This is a genomic window from Thalassomonas sp. RHCl1 (genome assembly GCF_947387555.1).
Lineage (GTDB): Bacteria > Pseudomonadota > Gammaproteobacteria > Enterobacterales > Alteromonadaceae > Thalassomonas.
Genome location: NZ_CANDNZ010000015.1, coordinates 1 through 19,653, shown reverse-complemented (window position 1 = coordinate 19,653; position 19,653 = coordinate 1). Strand labels below are relative to the sequence as shown.

Annotated in this window: 19 protein-coding genes and 1 pseudogene; 15 read left to right on the top strand and 5 right to left on the bottom strand. The window is 46.9% G+C overall.

Annotated elements, in window-relative coordinates; genetic code table 11:
* Positions 1-29: 29 nt before the first annotated feature.
* Positions 30-335 carry a hypothetical protein gene (locus tag QL234_RS26770; protein WP_281560822.1) on the top strand — a complete coding sequence of 102 codons (306 nt, stop codon included), beginning with the start codon at positions 30-32 and terminating at the stop codon, positions 333-335.
* Between the two features lie 109 nt (positions 336-444).
* Here QL234_RS26770 and QL234_RS26765 read toward each other — a convergent pair whose 3' ends face one another.
* Both QL234_RS26765 and QL234_RS26760 read right to left on the bottom strand, forming a co-directional pair.
* Positions 445-1,065, bottom strand: coding sequence for a hypothetical protein (locus tag QL234_RS26765; RefSeq protein WP_281560821.1), 621 nt, complete (start codon positions 1,063-1,065; stop codon positions 445-447).
* An 80-nt stretch (positions 1,066-1,145) separates the two neighbouring features.
* Complete coding sequence (locus QL234_RS26760; RefSeq protein ID WP_281560820.1) at positions 1,146-1,337, bottom strand: hypothetical protein; 192 nt, start codon at positions 1,335-1,337, stop codon at positions 1,146-1,148.
* Between the two features lie 481 nt (positions 1,338-1,818).
* Here QL234_RS26760 and QL234_RS26755 point away from each other — a divergent pair, with 481 nt between their 5' ends.
* From QL234_RS26755 to QL234_RS26740, 4 genes are all read left to right on the top strand, one after another.
* Complete coding sequence (locus QL234_RS26755; RefSeq protein ID WP_281560819.1) at positions 1,819-2,070, top strand: helix-turn-helix transcriptional regulator; 252 nt, start codon at positions 1,819-1,821, stop codon at positions 2,068-2,070.
* Positions 2,071-2,216: 146 nt separating this feature from the next.
* The gene (locus QL234_RS26750; protein ID WP_281560818.1) at positions 2,217-3,251 is read left to right on the top strand and encodes a nitronate monooxygenase; all 1,035 of its coding nucleotides are present in this window, start codon (positions 2,217-2,219) and stop codon (positions 3,249-3,251) included.
* 48 nt (positions 3,252-3,299) lie between these two features.
* Positions 3,300-3,788 (top strand): GNAT family N-acetyltransferase, encoded by a 489-nt coding sequence (locus QL234_RS26745; protein WP_348650738.1) that lies wholly within the window; start codon positions 3,300-3,302, stop codon positions 3,786-3,788.
* A 101-nt stretch (positions 3,789-3,889) separates the two neighbouring features.
* Entirely contained in the window at positions 3,890-4,441 is a 552-nt protein-coding gene (locus QL234_RS26740) for a VOC family protein (RefSeq protein ID WP_281560817.1), read from the top strand.
* Between the two features lie 252 nt (positions 4,442-4,693).
* Here the strand turns inward: QL234_RS26740 and QL234_RS26735 are convergent, their stop codons facing one another.
* Both QL234_RS26735 and QL234_RS26730 read right to left on the bottom strand, forming a co-directional pair.
* Complete coding sequence (locus tag QL234_RS26735) at positions 4,694-4,903, bottom strand: hypothetical protein (RefSeq protein ID WP_281560816.1); 210 nt, start codon at positions 4,901-4,903, stop codon at positions 4,694-4,696.
* 272 nt (positions 4,904-5,175) lie between these two features.
* Entirely contained in the window at positions 5,176-5,802 is a 627-nt protein-coding gene (locus QL234_RS26730) for a peroxiredoxin-like family protein (protein ID WP_281560815.1), read from the bottom strand.
* A 231-nt stretch (positions 5,803-6,033) separates the two neighbouring features.
* Between QL234_RS26730 and QL234_RS26725 the strand changes: the two genes are divergently transcribed.
* Positions 6,034-8,310: a TonB-dependent receptor gene (locus QL234_RS26725; RefSeq protein ID WP_281560814.1), complete on the top strand. Its 2,277-nt coding sequence runs from the start codon at positions 6,034-6,036 to the stop codon at positions 8,308-8,310.
* Complete coding sequence (locus QL234_RS26720; RefSeq protein WP_281560813.1) at positions 8,294-9,064, top strand: transporter substrate-binding domain-containing protein; 771 nt, start codon at positions 8,294-8,296, stop codon at positions 9,062-9,064. Before QL234_RS26725 ends, QL234_RS26720 begins: the two co-directional genes overlap by 17 nt.
* Before the next feature lie 19 nt (positions 9,065-9,083).
* Here the strand turns inward: QL234_RS26720 and QL234_RS26715 are convergent, their stop codons facing one another.
* A complete protein-coding gene (locus QL234_RS26715) occupies positions 9,084-10,973 on the bottom strand; it encodes a methyl-accepting chemotaxis protein (RefSeq protein WP_281560812.1) in 1,890 nt (629 codons plus the stop codon).
* Positions 10,974-11,193: 220 nt separating this feature from the next.
* On the opposite strand from QL234_RS26715, the pseudogene QL234_RS26710 reads away from it, so the two are divergent.
* The 8 genes and pseudogenes from QL234_RS26710 to hemN all read left to right on the top strand — a co-directional run.
* Positions 11,194-11,403: pseudogene (locus QL234_RS26710) on the top strand (VF530 family protein); the annotation flags it as partial.
* 327 nt (positions 11,404-11,730) lie between these two features.
* Entirely contained in the window at positions 11,731-12,591 is an 861-nt protein-coding gene (purU, locus tag QL234_RS26705) for a formyltetrahydrofolate deformylase (RefSeq protein ID WP_281560810.1), read from the top strand.
* A 194-nt stretch (positions 12,592-12,785) separates the two neighbouring features.
* Entirely contained in the window at positions 12,786-14,579 is a 1,794-nt protein-coding gene (locus tag QL234_RS26700) for a PDZ domain-containing protein (RefSeq protein ID WP_281560809.1), read from the top strand.
* 175 nt (positions 14,580-14,754) lie between these two features.
* A complete protein-coding gene (locus tag QL234_RS26695; RefSeq protein ID WP_281560808.1) occupies positions 14,755-15,285 on the top strand; it encodes a VOC family protein in 531 nt (176 codons plus the stop codon).
* 830 nt (positions 15,286-16,115) lie between these two features.
* Positions 16,116-16,685 carry a Der GTPase-activating protein YihI gene (gene yihI / locus QL234_RS26690; protein ID WP_281560807.1) on the top strand — a complete coding sequence of 190 codons (570 nt, stop codon included), beginning with the start codon at positions 16,116-16,118 and terminating at the stop codon, positions 16,683-16,685.
* Between the two features lie 10 nt (positions 16,686-16,695).
* Entirely contained in the window at positions 16,696-17,184 is a 489-nt protein-coding gene (locus QL234_RS26685; RefSeq protein ID WP_281560806.1) for a DUF2489 domain-containing protein, read from the top strand.
* A 155-nt stretch (positions 17,185-17,339) separates the two neighbouring features.
* Positions 17,340-17,651, top strand: a complete 312-nt coding sequence (locus tag QL234_RS26680; RefSeq protein WP_044834048.1) for a TraR/DksA C4-type zinc finger protein — start codon at positions 17,340-17,342, stop codon at positions 17,649-17,651.
* Between the two features lie 233 nt (positions 17,652-17,884).
* Entirely contained in the window at positions 17,885-19,255 is a 1,371-nt protein-coding gene (hemN, locus tag QL234_RS26675; protein ID WP_281560927.1) for an oxygen-independent coproporphyrinogen III oxidase, read from the top strand.
* The last annotated feature ends 398 nt before the right edge of the window (positions 19,256-19,653 follow it).

Sequence of the window (19,653 nt, the reverse complement as noted above, 5' to 3'; positions counted from 1 at the left end):
GCATGAGCTGCAATCAGGAGAACTCGGTATTGAATCACTTACCCTTTAAAGAAAAGGTAATTTTAGTTTTATGTGTCAGTTTTTCAGCTTTAATTTTAATAACTGGCATTTATGACTTTTTAATTGTCGAGGTTAATATCAGGGAATTACTCATGACCGTTGGCGTGTTTTTTCTGTTATTAAGCGCAGGGTTAATTCCTAAATTATTTTTTTCCCCCTTAAAAGATATCTTTAAATCTAAAGAGATCTCAACCATTGGCAATCCAAAGATACAACAATGGCTTTCTTTATCAGGGCTGCTGCTTTGCACGCTTGGTTTACTATTGCGAATATAGTTTCATAGCCGGGAACATGTTAACCCCCATTGTCTTCTATACATGAGCTATGATGAAACAGGCTTTTGGTAGTCTGTTTCATCACCTAAAAGGCTTGATGAAATGGCAATCAGCCTGCTGCCCCTTTTTTATATTTGTCTTGTCCTATTGACGTTGCCATAGACCAAATCAGCAAAAAGCTGATGCCTAACAGCACGCTCTTTACCGGGATATAGCTATAAAAAACCAGGCTCCAGTTTGAAAATATTTGCACGGCTTCAGCACTCAGGCCCAATTCGTCCAGGTGCCTGATAAAATTCTCAACCAATGCCAGCAGGTCTACCAGCATAAAAACAGCAAACAGGCTTGTTAAAGCAAATTCGCTGTTATAGGTAAAAATATGGGCATAAGGTTTACCCTGCTTCTGCAGTCTTGCCCTGGTTAGCGGCACCCTGAAAGCCAATAACAGGAATAACGTCAAATCTATCGCAAAATGTGTGCTGTAGATAACTGCGTTAATCCATACCTGACTGACGGTGGCACTCTTGGTCATAATAAGGTTTTCAAAAATAAGCATTTCTATAAAGTACACCGCCAGCAAACAGGCGCAAACATGTACAATATTTACGTTATGCCTGTTCATGAAGATGATCACTAACAATGAAATGTTTATCAGCACAGATACATGCAAGGCATTCTGACTGATGATCGCATAGCAGACCGCCAAAAATATCAAGATTAATTTTGCCATTGTCGCCTTGTCCTTCGTCTATTGGCCATAATAGCGGGCAGGAAAACCAGCCCGCCTTCAACACCTTTTTTATCGCCGCATCAGCCGTTAACAGGTTTAACCGTTTGCCTGTCGGCCACCGGAGTTACCACCGTCGGTGCAGCCGGATCATCGCCGTTATGAATACCGCTGCCACCGGTGATCATTTTGAGATCATTTGTTTTCAAAATCTTCTTGCTCAACCTGGCCGTGTGGTTTCTTTGCTGGCTTAGGGTAAGTGTTGGTTTTGTCATTTTTAAAGTCCTTATTCTTTTTGAAGTGGATTATTAGCTCACGGAGCTGCATGAGCACAGGGGTAATGCCTAGCCGGCAATAAACGAGCAGCCACTTGAAAACACCTATTTCAGGCTGCTTTATGCCGGCCTCGTATTGCTTATAGGTGGTGTGGCTAACAGAAATTTTTTTGGCCATCTTTTCGGTGGAGTAGCCGCAAAACAATCTCATGCGCCGTAAGTCATCAGCGGTTACGAATCTAAACACAAAATATCCTTACTTATCTTTTTATGTCCGTATTGCCTTAAGAAAGGCGAGTTTATTTATTGCTCTGCTAGTGCAGTTAACAGGAGATGGCAACGCATCAGCAAGCTGCTAATTTTACTGCCGCTGTTAACCCGGAGTATGTTAAACCGCTTTCTTGCAGGTGTAAATATCCCAAAATGGGATATTTGAAAAAATATACTAAATTGGGATTTTTCACCAGCGTTGAAATATCACATGACTAACAAATCCTGGGACGAAAGAAGGGTAAAGTTGAGGGAGCTGCTTAGAGAGCTTCGAAACCGTGACAAGGACATGAACCAGACCAAGTTAGGCAACATCCTTGGTAAGCCTCAAAGTTTTGTTTCTAAATATGAGAGTGGCGAGCGCAAACTTGACTATATAGAGCTCATTGAAATTTGTCAGGTTTTCAAGCTAAGCATAACTGAATTTGACGCTTTGTATCAGAAAAAGCTAAAGAAAAAGTAACGTTAGCCAATGCTTTTCTGATTGCCTGTAAATAAGCCTTATCAATCGCAAAAAGTACAACATAGTACATCCATAAATTTGCACGATTAGAAACAAACGCAGAAATCAGATTGGAGCTGTCCACATCTTTTTCAAGGAAGACAACAATGAACTTGTGCCATACCCTAGGCATTACCAAGCCAATCATTCAGGCTCCCATGGCCGGTGTCCAGAACTGGGAGTTAGCCGTTGCAGTATCAGAAGCAGGAGGACTTGGTTCGATCCCTTGCGGCATGCTGACTAAAGAGCAAATCTTATCCGAAGTTAACAACTTTAGAGACAGATCAGAAAAACCTTATAATCTTAATTTTTTCTGTCATGTAATGCCTGCCATTGATCATCAGGCGCTTAAAACATGGGAACAGACACTGAAAAAATATTACGACTCACTTTCAGTCAATCCCCCTGAAAAGATTTCTGGCCTCAGAGTTCCTTTTGATAGCAGCGTTGCTGACATACTCGAACCCTATAAACCTCCGGTAATGAGCTTTCATTTTGGCCTGCCACCAGCAGATCTTGTCGCCAGAATAAAATCATGGGGCACGGTAGTAGTGTCTTCGGCAACGACAAAAGATGAAGGTATTTGGCTGCAGGAAAATGGCGCTGATGTGGTAATAGCCCAGGGAAGTGAAGCCGGTGGCCACAGAGCGATGTTCATGACTTCAGATCCCTCGACACAAGTATCGACATCTGAGCTCTTGGCTTGTTTGAAAAAGGCATTATCTGTGCCCATTGTAGCTGCCGGAGGTATCGCAGCTTCCAGCGATATCAAAGCACTGCTCAAGCAGGGAGCATCAGGCGTTCAGATTGGCACCTCTTATCTTCTGTGTGACGAAGCAAAAACAAGCGATATTCACCGGGATGCCATAAAGTCAAAAAACAGCACAACCGCTTTGACCAATATATTTTCAGGCCGTCTGGCCAGGGGGATTAGCAATGAGCTTATGAGAGATTTAAATTATATTTCTGATAAAGCGCCGGAATTTCCCTATGCATCAATTACACTTGCTCCTTTAAGAGCAAAGGCCGAGTCACAAAATCAAGCTGATTTTTCCCCCCTTTGGGCAGGAACAAACAGAAGTGGTTGCCGGGAAATCTCAGCAACAAAATTAACTCACGATCTTTGGGCTGGCTGCCTTTAACAAGCTTTACCACGACGCCCAAAACAGCATTTTTTCTCTGGAGGTATAGTGAAAATTAGTGAAATGACAAGAAGTGATTTCGAATCATTTTGGCCTGTTTTTAAGGAAATAGTATCGGCTCAAGAGACCTACGCATTTGATCCCGACATTGGTTTTGAATCGGCTTATAACTTGTGGTGTTTGTCTCCCGAAAAATCATTTGTCATCAAAGAAAATGGTGTGATCCTCGGCTCATATTATATTAAAGCAAACGCCTCCGGCCCGAGCTCTCATATATCTAATTGCGGTTACATGGTTAGCCCGCAAAGCCGGGGAAAAGGTATTGCCCGCAAGTTATGTTTGCATTCTCAACAAGTGGCGATAGAACTGGGTTATCGTGCAATGCAATTTAACTCGGTGGTTTCCTCCAATGAAGTTGCCGTTAACTTATGGAAAAAGCTGGGATACGAAATTATCGGGACAATTCCTGAGGCATATCAGCACAAAAAACTCGGCTTTGTTGACTCTTTCATCATGCATAAGCAACTAACCAAATAACAACTAAAGCGGTAACTTTCTCGGTTGGCCAGCTGCCGCTTTGCTTCATCTTTAGCCAACTAGTTAACAGCCCTTATCGGGCATAGGAGAAAAGCGCGCAAATGGCTGTATCAAAAGAAGTAAAAATGCCAAACATGCTTTTAAGTCATGTTGAATTATATGTTCAAGATCTTACTCAAATGGAAGCATTTTATACAAAAGCTTTAGGTTTTGTTGTTACCGACAGGGGGGAAGGTAAAAACGGCATGGTTTTTTTAAGCCGCAGTCCAAACGAGCACCACCAAATTGTTTTAAATCCCAGGCAGTCTCACCGGTCAATAGCAAGCCCGGTAGATCATATTTCTTTCAGGGTTGGCTCTCTTACTGAGTTGAGATTGTTTAATACCTCCTTGCAGCAAATGCCTGAAATAAATATCCAGACCGTCTCTCATGGCAGCACCTGGTCCATTTATTTTAGAGATCCTGAAGATAATCGCTTTGAAATTTTTACCGATACCCCTTGGTATGTGAACCAACCTTGTAAATTTACCGTTGATTTTACACTCACCGACGAAGCATTGATTGAATTTACAGAGAGTAAGATCAAAGAGTTGCCGGGTTATTCAATAGCGAACGAATGGAAGAAGTCACATCGGGAAAATTTATCGGTGTAATCTGCTAACAGCTTCATAAAAAAGGAGAATAGTAGCCATTGACGGTACGTCTTAAGACTAGCATTCTCCTGTTATCAAAGTATTCATTTGCAGTAGGTGCTCATATCGCTTTGACCGAATAAAGACTGATTGACTTTATACCAGTCAAAGTTTTCCTACAAGCAGAGCACTGCCTTATCCCGTAGATGGCTGTAGTTATAAATACCACTCATTCGGGCTGCTCATTATGAACACTTAAAGACAAAGTAAACGTTATGCCCAACCAGGACAACCGCTTCTGATCATGCAACTTTCATATTTGTAAAAACAGGTCTCAGAGCCACTGTCAACACTTAAACATGCGCGCATTTCTGTAAGACAATGAGAACCACAGCTACTGGCGGCAGTTGACATCGCCGGGGCTAACGCGATAGACATGCCTAATAAAGCCATTTTTAAAAGTTTTTTATTTTTATTTATCATTTTACTATCCTTTGTATTGGTGTTTTCATAGCCCTGGTTGAGATGAAAGGCTGGTTATCTTTTAAACAAGACTTTTCCAGTATAATCAGAATAAAAATGATATCAACAAATAATTAACAATACATTATCAAATAAGTTGTGATTTCTATGCACTGTTTGAGAAGCTTTCTGCTGTTGGTGCCAAGCATTTCCGGCTGAATAAGCCTTAACATGATGAAACAGCTAACCAAAGAGCGGTTTCATCATTTACAACGTATAAGAACGATAAAAGTTTATTTAACTAATTCAGCCGCTTTGAGTAACAACTCTTCGTCTAACCGTACCCGGAAGTTTGGATTAACATAGTTAAACTGAACCAGGCCTTTAGCATCAAAAACATAAACGGCGGGCGCAGGCAAAACCAAACGCTCCTGGCCCTGCTGGTTTTTTTGCAGCGGGTTATCAAGTTTCATTTTCGACATATAACGCTCGGTGGTTTTTTGTGAAGCAAAATAGGCCAAACCAAAACTTTGGCTCACCTGGGAGTTAAAGTCGGACAGCAGAGTGTAATCCAGGTCGCGTTCTTTGATACTTTCTTTCAGCCCTGCAGGAGCATCGGTTGATATGCCGATCAGCTGAAAGCCCATGCCATTTAAACGGCCGCTGATTTTTTTAAGCTGTCCCATTTGCGTATTACAAAACGGACACCAGCCACCGCGATAAAAGAACAAGATGGTTTTCTTGCCGCTAAGAACATCCTGTAAATTCACTTCTTTGCCTGCCACCGTAGTGACCATCACTTCCGGAGCCTGCTGGCCGTTGAGCAGCGGGCGGATCATGTTGACATCTTCGGCAATGGGTTTGGCCTGAACGGTAACAATAAACAATAAAGCCATGGCGGCGGTTATAAGTTTGTGCATAAATTTCATGTTAATGGATTGATTTTAAGTTAATGATTTCAGCAAAAGACCCACCGACCCGGGATAAAATTTCCAACGGGAGAAATATATCGCCTATCTGCAAATTTTACCTGCCGTTAGCCAGCCAATGCCTGTTGCTGCAGACAAGTAAGGCTGCTGCCGGGTGTCTTTATGATGATGCCGAAGTTTTAACCTATACTCAGGAAACCAAAAACTGGTCGTATTTACCCCATGAAGCAAACGCCCCCGGCCAATTACCCGCTGCTATTAACGGGAGTGCAGCGACTGAATGCCATCGCCAGGCAAACCACCATTTTGTGCCTCATGCTCCTGCTTACCCCAACGGCCTGGCCACAAACCAAGTCGGAACAAACGGAAAAGGAAATCGAAAAAATCCAGGTGACCGCCAATAAGCGCCAGGCTTATTTGCAGGAAACCAGTATGGCCGTCAGCGTATTAACAGCACAGGACATTGAAAACAGCGGTGCCAGACACTTCTCCGACTGGTTTACCAGTATTCCCGGCTTATACAGCACCGACCATGGCCCGAGTGATAAACGCTATATTATCCGCGGCATTATCGCCAGCGGCGAACCCCAGGTCGCGCTTTATTACGATGAGATCCCCGTTAGCGGCGCCGGCTTTAACGGCGAAGACAGCAATGCCGGCGCCCAGCAATCTGATCTCACCCTCTGGGATATCGATCGGATAGAAGTGCTCAGGGGGCCGCAGGGCACCTTATATGGTCAGGGGGCCATGAGCGGGGTGATCAAAATCCTCTACCGCCAGCCTGAGTTGCAGGTGTATGAAGCGGCCCTGGCCCTGCATGCGGAAACCACCCGGGACGGCGATGCCTCCCACGGCCTTAAAGGCATGGTCAATATTCCCCTGGGCCAGGATAGCCTGGCCTTACGCCTGTCCGGATATTATAGCGATACCGGCGGCTATATTGACGATGTGGTCTATGGCCGGCAGGAAATAAATGACGACCAGACCCGGGGAGGCCGGGCAGCCCTGCTGTGGAGTCTTTCTCCCCGATCCCAGGTCAGCGTCAGTACTTTTTTTCAGGAAGTGGAAACCGGCGCCGCTTTTGATTACCACCTGCAGACATTCGGCTCGGATCACTACCGGCAACAAAACTTTGTGCAAACCCCGTTAACCGATACCCTGAAAATGCTGAACCTCAGTTACCGCTATGACACAGACAGCTTAGGGGCGATTGCCAGCTTCTCCTATATCGACCGGGAGTTTTTGCGTCTGTTCGATACCTCACGCTTTGTGTTCAGCATGCTCGGCTGTGAGCTCGATGACTTTCCCGATTGCCTGGCTGGCACCGCTTCCTGGGGCAGGGAAACCGTTTATTCCCAGGCCGCCGAATTACGGTTTTTTTCACAGGGCACCGGGGCATTTAACTGGCTTGGCGGCTTATATTACCAGCAACGGGATAATTCCCGTCTCGGCCAGGTGGCTTTCACCAACAGCAGCGGCCAGATGGAATTTGATAACCAGGGAGTGGCGTTAAACCGCTTATTTGCCCGGGACAACCAGGGCACCACCCGGGGCAAAGCCGTATTCGGAGAAGTCAGTTATGCTTTTACTCCCCGCTGGCAGGCAACAGCAGGCCTGAGGTGGTATCAAAGTGAAAAAGAAGACCGCCAGGAAACTTTGGCCTCTATTTTTGGCCCGCCGGGAAAATTTATCGCCCAGAAGGTCAAGGACGACAGCTGGGTAGGGAAAGTTAACCTCAGTTATCAATGGCATAAAAACACCCTGTTATACGGGCAAATCAGCGAAGGATTTCGCCCGGGGGGCGTCAATCAGCCACTGGGTTTTGCCGACAATGCCCCGGCATATAAAGCCGACTCGCTGATTAACTATGAACTGGGCTGGAAGCTGAATTTTAACCATAATCGCGCCCGTTTTTACGGCGCCGTCTATCAAATGGACTGGGACGATATCCAGACCCAGGCCACAGATGAGACAACCGGCGCTTTTACCTTTATCACCAATGCCGGCAAAGCCAGGGCCACCGGGTTAGAACTGGAGCTGAAAACATCATTGGGGGAAAATACAGAGATCTACTCCGGAATTAACCTGCTTGATGCCCGCCTCACACAAGATCAGCCCGGGGCCGGACAACTAGCCTCGGCCGGATTCGACGGCGATCAATTGCCCCACAGCCCAAAATGGTCCGTGGCGATCTCGGCAGATTATCACCTTGACCATGGGCTGGGGCAGGATAACCTGATCCGTGTCGATTTCCGCCAGGTCGGCGATATGGTCACCGCCTTCCCCGGAGATCCCGGTTATTTAAAACTCAATGGCTATAGCAGTACCACGCTGCGTTATCACTTCTCCCTGCAGCAATGGCGGCTGGCGCTTTATATCAGCAACCTGTTTGACCATAGGGAAGCGACCTCGGCGGCCTTGAGCGATCAGGCCATAGTCGCCAGCCCGCTAAGACCACGTACCTTAGGGTTATCCGTTTATTATGACTTCGGCCTGTAATATTTCCCGGTTAAGCGGCCCTAACTGGTTGTTGTCTGCCTGGCTGCTATTTGCCCCGTCTATCGCCGGCGCACAGGAGGCTTGTGCGATTATTCGTGCCGGCGGTGCCGGTGACTGGCCGCCGGTGTCTTATCTGGACCCTCAATCACAGGAAACCAAAGGATATGCCTACGGCTTGATCGGCCGCCTGAGCAGGGAATACGATAAACCGTTTCGCTATTATATTAATATCCCCTGGCCGAGAATGATGTTTATGGCGGCAAACAATAAGATAGATTTGATCGCGGGCCTGATTCCCAGTCCGGAACGCAGCGAACACCTGGTCTTTTCCGAGCCTTTTCATCATATTAACCTCTATGCTTTTGTCGCCAAGAACAGAGATCTGAACATCGAAAAAGTCGAAGACCTGGCCAATTACTGGCGGGTGGAGGGTTACGGCAGCTTTAAGGGCCACAGGATAGAGGAACTGGCCAAAGACAAGACAGTACGGGTTAAAAACGACCGTTTATTCGCCGACATGCTGCATCATAAGCGGGGCGATTATTATGTCTCTTCTATCAGGTCGCAAAAAAAGTGGCTCAGCCACTTTCCCAGGTTCAAAGAAATGAAACGTCTGCCGTTTGTGGTGGAGACCTTAAACGTCTCCATCGGCATTTCCAGAAACACTCCCTGCAAAAACCTGCTCAGGGATATCAACACCCTGGTCCGCTCCTTTAAAGCCAGTAAAGAAGAGACCTCAAGCAGCCCCCCTTAACCTTTTACCGCGCAAACACTCAGGAAACCTTAAACTGCCCCACCAGGGTATTTAACCCGGCAAATTCCTGTTGCAGGCCGTCACAGGCATTCTGGGTTTGCTGCAGATTGCTCACCCCCTGCTGGTTTAATTCCATCAGCTGCAAGATATCCTCATCTATGCTTTTGATCACTGCCGCCTGCTGCTGGGTGGCATCCGATACCGCATGGTTTTCAATATCCACCTGGGTCAGGGACTGGATGATCTGCTGCATTTTTTCATCGGCCAAACCCGCCATTTCCACGCTGGTGGCACTGTTTTCCTGGCTTTGCCCCATGCTGGTAACCACGGCGCCGGTACCGTTTTGCAGATTGTCGATCATCACTTCAATTTCCCCGGTAGCATCCTGGGTGCGCTGCGCCAGCTGGCGCACTTCATCGGCAACCACGGCAAAACCGCGCCCGGCTTCTCCCGCCCGGGCCGCTTCAATGGCGGCATTTAATGCCAGCAGGTTGGTTTGCGAACTGACCCCTTTGATCACATCGAGAATATTGCCGATATTCTGGGCTTCGGTGGCCAGTTTTTCGATTTCACCGCTGGACTGCCCCATAGTCGTGGATAAGTGCTCAATGGAATGAATATTATTGCTCAGGGCATCCACCCCTTCCCTTGACTGCTCCTGCATCGCCGAGGTTAAATTCGAGGCGGTGACCGCATTGGAAGAAATTTCCTGCGCCGAACTGTTAAGTTCGGAGATGGCGCTGGAGACACTGTCGCCCCGGCTCAATTGCTGCTCTGCCATTGCAATCCCGGACAGGGCGCTTTGACGCACGCTGTTGATATGCTGATCCAGGGCTCCGGCAGTTTGATGTACCTGCTTCATGGAATCATGAATGGTATCGATAAAGGCATTAAAATGATGGGATAACTGGCCGATTTCATCTTGCGAGTCTACCGACAAACGTTTGGTTAAATCACCGTCCCCCTGGGAAATATCTTTGATCGCCAGCGTCAGGTGATTGATGGGTTGCATCAGGTGATTAAGCAGCAAATGCAAAATAACTATGGTCGCCACCACACTGATAAAACCGGATAAAATGGCATTGTTTCTTGCCGTCACCATAGGGGCATAGGCTTTGTCGCGATCCAGCACCACGCCGACATACCATTTTACCGACGTAATGCCCTCTACCGGGATAAACGAAACAATTTGTTCCTTCTCGGGAATTTCCACCAGTTCACGGGAAAAACTGGGTTGATAGCCAAAAAGCTCACTGATATTTTTATCCAGATATTGTTTTTGCGGATGACTGAGAATTTTCCCGTTATCACTTACCAGGTAGGCGTAACCCAATTCCAGGAAGTCGATGGCATTAATAATATCGGCAATTTCATCAAGTTCAATATCGCCGCCGGCTGCCCCGATAAAACCGCCGTTATCCTCAATCGGCGCCACCGCAGAAATAATCAGTTTATTCACTGAGGCATCGACATAAGGTTCGGTAAAGGATGACTTGCGATCCTGTTTTACCTGGGTATACCAGGGCCTTTGCCTGGCATCAAAATCATCCGGCAGTTTAATGCTGACATCATCAACAATAAACTCACCGCTGCGCTCCACCCCGACATAAGTGTTTTTAAACAAACCAGCCACTTGCGCCTGCTGCACTGTGGCTAAAATGGTGGCACTGTCGCTGCCTTCCCGGGTACTTTGTGCGATGGCATTGACGATTTGCAGTTTGCTGTTGAGCCAGTTGGCAATATTCCCCGACACCGAGCGAGCAATTTCATTAATACCCCGCTCCAGGTTGGTTTCGGTTTGCTCGTTGATTTTAAGGTAGTGGTAAGCGCTTGATACCGTCAGGGTTAAAATAAGCAAGACCGCTGCGGTTAAGATGATTTTATGGGCAAATTTTAATTGGCTGAACATAACAAAAACTATCCGTTTATCGCCAGGGGCCGACTCAAGCCTGGTTATCCGGCAAGGATAACCAAAGCAATTTCCCTGGCTGTACGCAAAAATACTGTTGATTCATTCTTCACTAATTCACGGGCTGCGTACAGAGATTTTTCTTGTGGATAATTTTTTCGCGCTCGTCGTCCTTAACTTGATACAATAACAGCAGGCCGATATCACCACAGAGAAAAACATGAACGAACAACCCTTTAATCCCTTGCACGGCATTACCTTACAAACCATAGTCACTGAACTGGTGGAGCATTACGGTTTTGAAGAATTAGGGCAAATCATCAAGATACGCTGCTTTACCCACGACCCCAGCATCAAGTCGTCGCTGAAGTTTTTACGCAAGACCCCCTGGGCCCGGACCAAAGTAGAAAACCTCTATATAAAAAATAAACACAAATTCCGTCACTGAGCCCTTGCCTACAAGTAAGTTTCTGTCGTAAATTAACCGGGCAGGAATTAACCTGTTAGCTCAGACTTTGCCGTTTTCAAATTTAAATCGCTTCTCTGTTGTCGAAAACTTTCAGCACACCTCGCCGTTAACCCTGAACAGGGGCTGTGGCTTATTGTGGTTAGCTTGCTTCTCCTTAACTTGTTAAGCATTTAACAAGTGCAGTTCGCAGCGCTAACGCAAACGTTTTCACAACCGGGGAAAAATCGGATAAAAATCAATTAGGACCAAGCAAGGTAAACAATAACTTTTTCTATCAAGTGAGACATTATGCAAATCAACAATCAATACGTTTTAACCTGGCAATGTCCTGATACTTCAGGCGTCTTAGCAAAAGTTACCCATAACCTGTTTGAACACGGCGCTTTTATTACCGAAACGTCCCAGTACAGCGATCCCTATACCGATACCTTTTTTTCCCGTATCGCCTTTGATGACCGCAACCTGAAAGTGCCGTTTGAAGAATTTGTCAGCGCCATCGACGAGCTCGCCAAGCCGCTCAACCTGAGCTATCGCATCCGAAATGCCAACGATCTTCCCAATATCGTCATTGCCGTGTCCAAGGACGATCACTGCCTGGTCTCGTTGTTAACCAAGTGGAAAGCCGGTGTGCTGCCGGTCAATATTGTTGCTGTGGTGTCCAACCACCCGGATTGTCAGTCCCTGGTGGAGTGGCATGGTATTCCCTACCATCACCTGCCGGTCAACAAGGAAAATAAACCCCAGCAGGAAGCCGCCATCCTGGACGTGATGCAAAGCGCCGATGCCGAGCTGCTGGTGCTGGCCCGTTATATGCAGATTTTATCCGACGATATGTGTGTCAAACTCCAGGGCAACGCCATCAATATCCATCACTCATTCTTGCCCAGTTTCAAGGGGGCGAAGCCTTACCACCAGGCCCATGCCCGCGGGGTAAAAGTGATCGGCGCCACCGCCCACTATGTGACCGCAGATCTTGATGAAGGCCCGATTATCGTGCAGGAAGTCAAACCTATTAACCATACCTTCACCGTTGAACAAATGGTGCACTCAGGCCATGACCTGGAAGCCACTGCCCTGTGTCATGCCGTGAAAATGCATGCCCAGCAACGCATCTGCCTCAACGGCGACAAAACCGTTATTCTGGCTTAATAAGGCCAAAGCAAACACGCCGGAACAGGAGTTTTCTTTATCCTGTTCCGGTATCGCGACTATTATTAGTTAATTAATACAGTGCGCTAAGGGATGGTGCTGAAATCAAGTGCAAACCAGACTTCACCCACTTCCTTTGCCCGGCAGAATAAGCCAAGCAATCAAGCAAGATTACAATTATCCTGGTTACCTATATGCAACATAAAAATAAAATTTGTTATCAGATCACCCCGGAAAATATTCATAGTCACCTGTTCAGCGTCGAGATGACCTTTGCCAGCGAACCGGGAAAAAGCTACACCCTGAGTCTGCCCGCCTGGTTGCCCGGCAGTTATATGATCAGAGACTTTGCGAAAAATATCATTGAGCTGAGCGCCATTTCCGCCGATGGCCAAGCCCTGGCTGCAGAGAAAAGCGATAAGCAGACCTGGCATGTTACCGCGACAGATGAGCAAATCAGCCTAAGCTACCAGGTATTCGCTTTTGATCTTTCAGTGCGCACCGCCTATTTAGACAGCCAGCGGGGTTTCTTTAACGGCAGTTCAACTTTCCTGGCGGTAGAAGAGCTGAGCGAACATGCCTGCCAGCTGACCATCAACCCTCCCGGACAAGCCGATAACTGGCAGGTGGCCACCGGCATGCCCCGGGCAACAGGCACAGACAAATATGCCTTCGGCGACTATATTGCCGCCGATTACCATGAACTGATCGACTGCCCGGTGGCCATAGGGATTCTGGATACCTTTGAATTTACCGTCGAAGGCGTAGTGCACCACCTGGTCTTTACCAGCGGCCATTACGGCGACCACCAGCGCCTGGCGGATGATGTCGCTAAGTTATGCCAGCATCATATTAAACTGTTCAGCGAAGCGCCTTTTACCGAGTACTGGTTTATCACCCATTTGCTTGCCAGCGGTTTCGGCGGGTTGGAGCATAAAAACTCGACCGTGTTGCAGGCCAGCCGCTTTGACCTGCCCAACCCGAACAAGCCGGAGGAATTAAGCGATAACTACAAAACTTTCCTCAGTTTATGCTCGCACGAGTATTTCCACGCCTGGAATGTCTGTCGCATCAAACCGAAAGAGTTTGTCCCCTATAATCTGCAAAAAGAATCCCATACCAAGCAGTTATGGGCCTATGAAGGCATCACTTCCTATTATGATGACTTTTCCCTGTTCCGCGCCGGCATTATCCCGTTTGAACAATATCTGGAGCTGCTCAGCAAAACCGCCACCCGGGTTTACCGCGGTGGCGGCGAGCTGAAACAAAGCGTAACCGAGTCCAGCTTTGATGCCTGGACCAAGTTCTATCAACAGGGACCGGATGCGGTCAACAATATCGTCAGCTATTACACCAAAGGTTCGTTAATCGCCTTATGGCTGGATCTGACCATCCGGGACAAGTCCGCCGGACAATACAGCTTGGATACCCTGATGCGGGAATTATGGATCCACTTCGGCCGTCCCGGCATCGGCACCCAGGAAGACGACTTTATCAATATCGCCAATATCTTATGCGGTGAAGATATCAGTGAGCCCTTTAAAGCCCTGCTACATGCCCCGGACCGGGTAGCCCTGGCCCCTTTACTGGCAAAAGTTGGAGTAAGCTTTGAAGCACAAAAATTCAAAAGCCTGAACAGCCTGGACACTACCAGCAGCGATAATTATATCCCTTACCTGGGGGCACAATTTAAAGAACAGGCCGGCGGTTTGAAAATATCTGTGGTGGTGGAGCACTCCCCCGCCGCCAAGGCTGGGCTGGCGGTCAATGATGTGCTCATTGCCGTGGACAACCTTAAGGTCACGGAAAAATCCCTGCAGCAGCTTGGCGAACACTTAAGCGCCGGTCAGGCGGTCAGCTGCTATTATTTCCGCGACGATCAATTGCTTTGCTCTGAGCTGGCTTTTAGCGACTCACCGCTGTCGGCAATCAAGATCAGCGTAACCGATGCCGAGCTGGCCGCCAGCTGGCAGAACATCATTACCTGAGCTATCCGAAAAAAGGCTAAAACACCATAGCCATCAAGGGGTGTACAGTTATTTGTACACCCGTATTAAATAGCTGACGCCTGCCCAGGCAGTTAACTGACGCGAAAATTTTGGGAAAAATACACCTTTATGGTACAAACTAACGCCATGAGGACAACTAACCCCCCGGAATATTATGATTAATTTAAAACGCTTTCATCATGTGGCCTACCGCTGCATCGACACCAAAGAAACGGTTGAATGGTATAAAGACAAGTTAAACATGGAGCTTACCGTTGCTATCGCGGAAAACGAAGTACCGTCAACGAAAGCGCCGGATCCTTATATGCATACCTTCTTAGATGCCGGCATGGGCAATGTCCTGGCATTTTTCGAGATCCCCAACTCTCCGAAAATGGGCCGTGACGAAAACACCCCGACCTGGGTGCAACACATCGCCCTGGAAGTGGAAGATCTTGATGCCCTGGTTGCCGCCAAGGAAGAGCTTGAAGGCAAAGGCGTAGAAGTACTGGGGCCGGTAAACCACGGCGTGTTTAAATCTATCTATTTCTTCGATCCCAACGGTCACCGCCTGGAGCTTGCCGCCAATACCGGCACACCCGAGCAGTTTGCCGAACTCAAGCGTGTGGCACCGCTAATGGTAGAAGAATGGTCACAAACCAAACGCGCTCCCAGGCACGCTGCCTGGTTACATGAACAGGATTAACAGCCGGATGCGGCTACATTTGGGTTACATTTAAAAATGACCTGAAATTCAGCCGATTTTCGAGTGATATTTTTGAAAAAACCAGCAAGCCATTTGCTGGTTTTTTTGATCTGCCGATCTGCGCGCAGACGGCAGCGGTATTAAGTTGTAAAGAATTCAGACACTCCTGAAAAATCGGCAAATAAACGAAGTTTTTCGTATAAAAAGACAACAAATCAACTGTAGGATAACAACTTAAAAGTTTGTGAGACATTCGCCATTAACGGATTTTTTTCTAATTCACGAAAGATTTATTTACATTTTTTTTACCAGTAAAAACAGGCAAGTAAGATTTTCGCGATAAAAAAACGTTAAAAAAGTTTCATTTATAACTTGCTGCCGAGCTCATCTCGGGTAAAGTATTGAACAGCTGCTCAGGCAGCAAATAATAAAAACAGGGAACTGATATGCAAGGAAAGCAATCGTTTATTCGCATTTTGAATAAATATTTTTGAATAAGGATGGTTTATTCAATATCAGGATGATGTACTTTTTAGGTTCAAGAGGACCTTATGGACAGCCAATAAGGCGTCAGGAAGACCAAGAATAAAAAAATATAGTACGGAAGCATTAAAAACAAATAGGAAGCGTTCAGAGATTACAGGGACTGTGCTAATAGGTTGGGAAACCGGTTATATCGGAAACTAAAAGTTGTAGGCAAAGCCTGCAATGATAATCTCCAGAAGCGATGGCAATGGCCATCGCTTTTTTTCTTTATACGCTTTTATTTTTCTATTGGCTGTTAATGTCGTAAAATACCCGCCTTAAACAGTAGCAAGATTATTTTCCCTATGACTCGTAAAAAGAAATCCAGAAAGCCGGGAGTCGGCTCCATCGGCATAGTCAAAGACGACAAAACCAAAACAGCGCTGCGCAGCGATAAAAAACCCAAGAAGCAAACCGGCAACAAGCCGGGCAACCGCCAGACTGAAGCGAAAAAGAAAACTAAAGGCTCTCAGGGGTCAGGCATCAAAAAAGATCCGCGCCTGGGCAGCAAAACCCCGATAGCCTTAGGTAAACCGGCCCAGCCGATGACGAAACAGCCGAAGAAAGCCAGGGTCCAGGCCTCGCCTATCGCCGCAATACGTGACGTAGAGCCGGATACCTCGTTAGAGCAGGAGCTATATGCCATTGAAGAAGATGCGCAATTACAGAGCATTCTCGAAAAGCAGGAAGACGAGGTCGCCCTGAGCGAAGCCGAAGTCGACTACTTCAATGAAAAAATGACCCGTCACCAGCAATTGCGTGAATTACTCGGCTGGGATGATGAAGACGAAGAGAGCGAAACCGCTCAGAAAACGTCATCTGAAGACGAGCTTTGGGATAAGTTCGATAACAGTGATCTGTCAGAATTCGAATAAAGGATAAACCATGTCCACCCCCTGGTTAATAGCCATTATCTTTGCGGTTATCATCATAGCCGCACTGGCATTTTATGCCGGTAAATTATTGCGCCAGCTAAAACAGCAAACCCTGTTGCAGCAAGAAGCCGAGCAAAGACATCAGGCCGCCCTGAGCGAGCATGATGCTAAGGTGCTTAACAGCGTGATCATCATAGTTCGGGCGATGAAAGAAGAACAATGCGATTACAGCGAAGGTTGCTGGCGTTTAAGCGTGTTATTGGACTCATTAAAGAAGAGCACTGCACTGGATCAGCAATTTCCTGCTATATTTGAATTATATAATCGCATAAAGCATTTGACGATTTTAGATGAGCGTAAACAACTCGCTAAGCAGCAACGTATGAAGCAGGATCTGGAACGTATGAAGGTAGAAGCCGAATTACGGGATAAGGTAAGCCAGGATCTTGAACTCTTACATCAGTACGCCAACGAGCGCTACCAGCTGCTAAGGAAATAATTTCGGCGCTGCTCACCTAAATCGTCCGGTACTTTGTTCAAACAATTCTGGTGAAAATTCTACTCTGTTAATTTTGTCCGCCGGCTTAGCTCCATCAGCCGCAACAGCATTAATAAGCCATGAATACAAGCCAGAGAGACTTTGAGGGGCACATTATGAGTGAGCAACTGAAAACACAATTTACCCAACGCATTGTCGCACTTCAACAACGCATAGATTCCATCCACCAGGACTTTGCCGAAGGACGCAATGCCGACTGGTCGGAACAAGCGGGAGAGAGGGAAAATGACGAAGTCCTCAACGCCCTGGAATCTGAAGCGAAAATAGAAATTCAACAATTGTCCAATGCCATTACCCGCATCGATAGCGGCAATTATGGTATCTGTCTGGAATGCGGCGAAGAAATTGCCGAGAAAAGATTGCATGTGCAACCCGCGGCGATTAAATGCATTCAATGTGCCGATTAATTCGGGCCCTTTTTCCTCCCGATTAAAGAAAACCCCGGCCTCAAGCATCAAAGGAATGAGCTTGAACGGCGCCTCATTTAAACAGCCTGCTAAAAGCCAGTTTATAAACCATTAAAAACCCTACAAAGTTTAGGCTTTTTTACCTAAGCTTGCGCTCGATCAAGGTGTAAATATCGGCAAAAGCTATACTGTGTTCCTGAATTTTGCACCCTGCGTTTTCTATGGTGAATACAATGCAAGTGAGCCAGTTTTTCGACAACAAACTGCTGAAAAAATACAATACCAGCGGCCCAAGATACACTTCCTATCCGACCGCGTTGGAATTTAACGATCAATTTAATCAGACGGACCTGATCCATGCCATAGAAGAATCGGAAAACCGCGAACTCTCAATCTATGTGCATATCCCTTTTTGCCACAGCCTTTGCTATTACTGCGGCTGCAACAAAATCATCACCCGTCACCGGGAGAAAGCCGATACCTACCTAGAATATCTGGCAGCAGAAATCTCATCTCGCGCCGCCTTATTCACCGGTTATACCGTAAAGCAGCTACATTGGGGCGGCGGTACGCCAAGCTTTCTGACCCATGAACAAATTACCCTGCTGGTCACCCTGCTGAAGAAAAAATTCAATTTCTCCGACGAGCTGGAAATGAGTATCGAAATAGACCCCAGGGAAATCGAACTCGACCTGGCGCAGCACCTGTTTGATCTCGGCTTTAACCGCCTGAGCATAGGGGTACAGGACATAGATCTGAAAGTACAGCAGGCCATTAACCGGGTGCAGGATACCGATTTTATCCACCAGTTTATCCGTGAGGCAAAAGCGGTCGGCTTTAAATCCATCAATATCGATTTGATCTATGGCCTGCCCCACCAGAACACAGATACCTTTACCCGCACCCTGAACAAGGCCCATGAAATGGACGTAGACCGAATTTCCCTGTTCAGTTACGCCCATCTGCCCAGCCGCTTCGCCGCGCAAAGAAAACTGCGGGACGAATGGCTGCCCAGTGTTGATGAAAAATTTGCTCTGATGAAGCTAGCCATCGAAACCCTGTGTGGCTTCGGTTACGACTTTATCGGCATGGATCATTTCGCCAAACCCGATGACGAACTGGCCATCGCCCAGAAAAACGGTACCCTGCACAGAAACTTCCAGGGCTACACCACCAAAGGCAATTGTGATTTACTCGGCCTGGGGGTCTCCGCCATCAGCGCCATCGGCAGCAGCTACAGCCAGAACGTTAAAGAGCTCAACAGCTACTACAAACAGATAGAAAGCAAACAGCACGCCCAGGAAAAAGGCCTGGCATTGGCCGAAGATGACCTAATCCGTGGAGAAGTGATCCGCGAACTGATGTGCAATCACTATGTCAGCAAAAAAACCATCAATGACAAATTCGGTATCGACTTTGACGATTATTTCAGTGATGACCTGCCAGCGCTCAGCACTTTCATCAGCGACGGCTTGCTCACCAATACCGACGAAGCCATCACCGTCAGCCAGAAAGCACGGTTATTGATCCGCAACATCTGCATGACCTTTGATGCCTATATGAAAGAGCAGCGCAATCACCAGCGTTTTTCCCGGGTGATTTAACCGCCAACGAACCAAAGCGAGCTAAAAGGCACCGGAAGTTTTCTTTCAGTGCCTTTTTTATTTTTCTCTTCCAGGACAGAGAAAAAGCAACAAAATCCAAAAAAAACCTTCCTTTAACAGCACTGATTTAAGCAGCCGAAAAACAGCTATTTCTTTGATGAAATATCTGCCACCAGCAGAAAAGTCAGAGAAAAAGCCCTAAAAGCACAAATAAAAAGCAAATAGACAAAAAAAGTAAAAAAAATTTTAAAAGGCCCTTGTCAAAGCCCGAATACCGATATAGAATCCGCGCACTGCTTGAGAACAGCAGTCGACACACCTCAGTGGTGGCTATAGCTCAGTTGGTAGAGCCCCGGATTGTGATTCCGGTTGTCGTGGGTTCAAGTCCCATTAGCCAC

What these genes read in the sequence shown, in the direction of transcription:
- purU (WP_281560810.1), top strand. Translation starts at nt 11,731, where the DNA reads ATGCAAATCAACAATCAATACGTTTTAACCTGGCAATGTCCTGATACT.
- QL234_RS26720 (WP_281560813.1), top strand. Translation starts at nt 8,294, where the DNA reads ATGACTTCGGCCTGTAATATTTCCCGGTTAAGCGGCCCTAACTGGTTG.
- QL234_RS26755 (WP_281560819.1), top strand. Translation starts at nt 1,819, where the DNA reads ATGACTAACAAATCCTGGGACGAAAGAAGGGTAAAGTTGAGGGAGCTG.
- QL234_RS26700 (WP_281560809.1), top strand. Translation starts at nt 12,786, where the DNA reads ATGCAACATAAAAATAAAATTTGTTATCAGATCACCCCGGAAAATATT.
- QL234_RS26725 (WP_281560814.1), top strand. Translation starts at nt 6,034, where the DNA reads ATGAAGCAAACGCCCCCGGCCAATTACCCGCTGCTATTAACGGGAGTG.
- QL234_RS26765 (WP_281560821.1), bottom strand. Translation starts at nt 1,065, where the DNA reads ATGGCAAAATTAATCTTGATATTTTTGGCGGTCTGCTATGCGATCATC.
- QL234_RS26715 (WP_281560812.1), bottom strand. Translation starts at nt 10,973, where the DNA reads ATGTTCAGCCAATTAAAATTTGCCCATAAAATCATCTTAACCGCAGCG.
- QL234_RS26680 (WP_044834048.1), top strand. Translation starts at nt 17,340, where the DNA reads ATGAGTGAGCAACTGAAAACACAATTTACCCAACGCATTGTCGCACTT.
- QL234_RS26740 (WP_281560817.1), top strand. Translation starts at nt 3,890, where the DNA reads ATGGCTGTATCAAAAGAAGTAAAAATGCCAAACATGCTTTTAAGTCAT.
- hemN (WP_281560927.1), top strand. Translation starts at nt 17,885, where the DNA reads ATGCAAGTGAGCCAGTTTTTCGACAACAAACTGCTGAAAAAATACAAT.
- QL234_RS26750 (WP_281560818.1), top strand. Translation starts at nt 2,217, where the DNA reads ATGAACTTGTGCCATACCCTAGGCATTACCAAGCCAATCATTCAGGCT.
- QL234_RS26760 (WP_281560820.1), bottom strand. Translation starts at nt 1,337, where the DNA reads ATGACAAAACCAACACTTACCCTAAGCCAGCAAAGAAACCACACGGCC.
- QL234_RS26735 (WP_281560816.1), bottom strand. Translation starts at nt 4,903, where the DNA reads ATGATAAATAAAAATAAAAAACTTTTAAAAATGGCTTTATTAGGCATG.
- QL234_RS26695 (WP_281560808.1), top strand. Translation starts at nt 14,755, where the DNA reads ATGATTAATTTAAAACGCTTTCATCATGTGGCCTACCGCTGCATCGAC.
- QL234_RS26730 (WP_281560815.1), bottom strand. Translation starts at nt 5,802, where the DNA reads ATGCACAAACTTATAACCGCCGCCATGGCTTTATTGTTTATTGTTACC.
- yihI (WP_281560807.1), top strand. Translation starts at nt 16,116, where the DNA reads ATGACTCGTAAAAAGAAATCCAGAAAGCCGGGAGTCGGCTCCATCGGC.
- QL234_RS26685 (WP_281560806.1), top strand. Translation starts at nt 16,696, where the DNA reads ATGTCCACCCCCTGGTTAATAGCCATTATCTTTGCGGTTATCATCATA.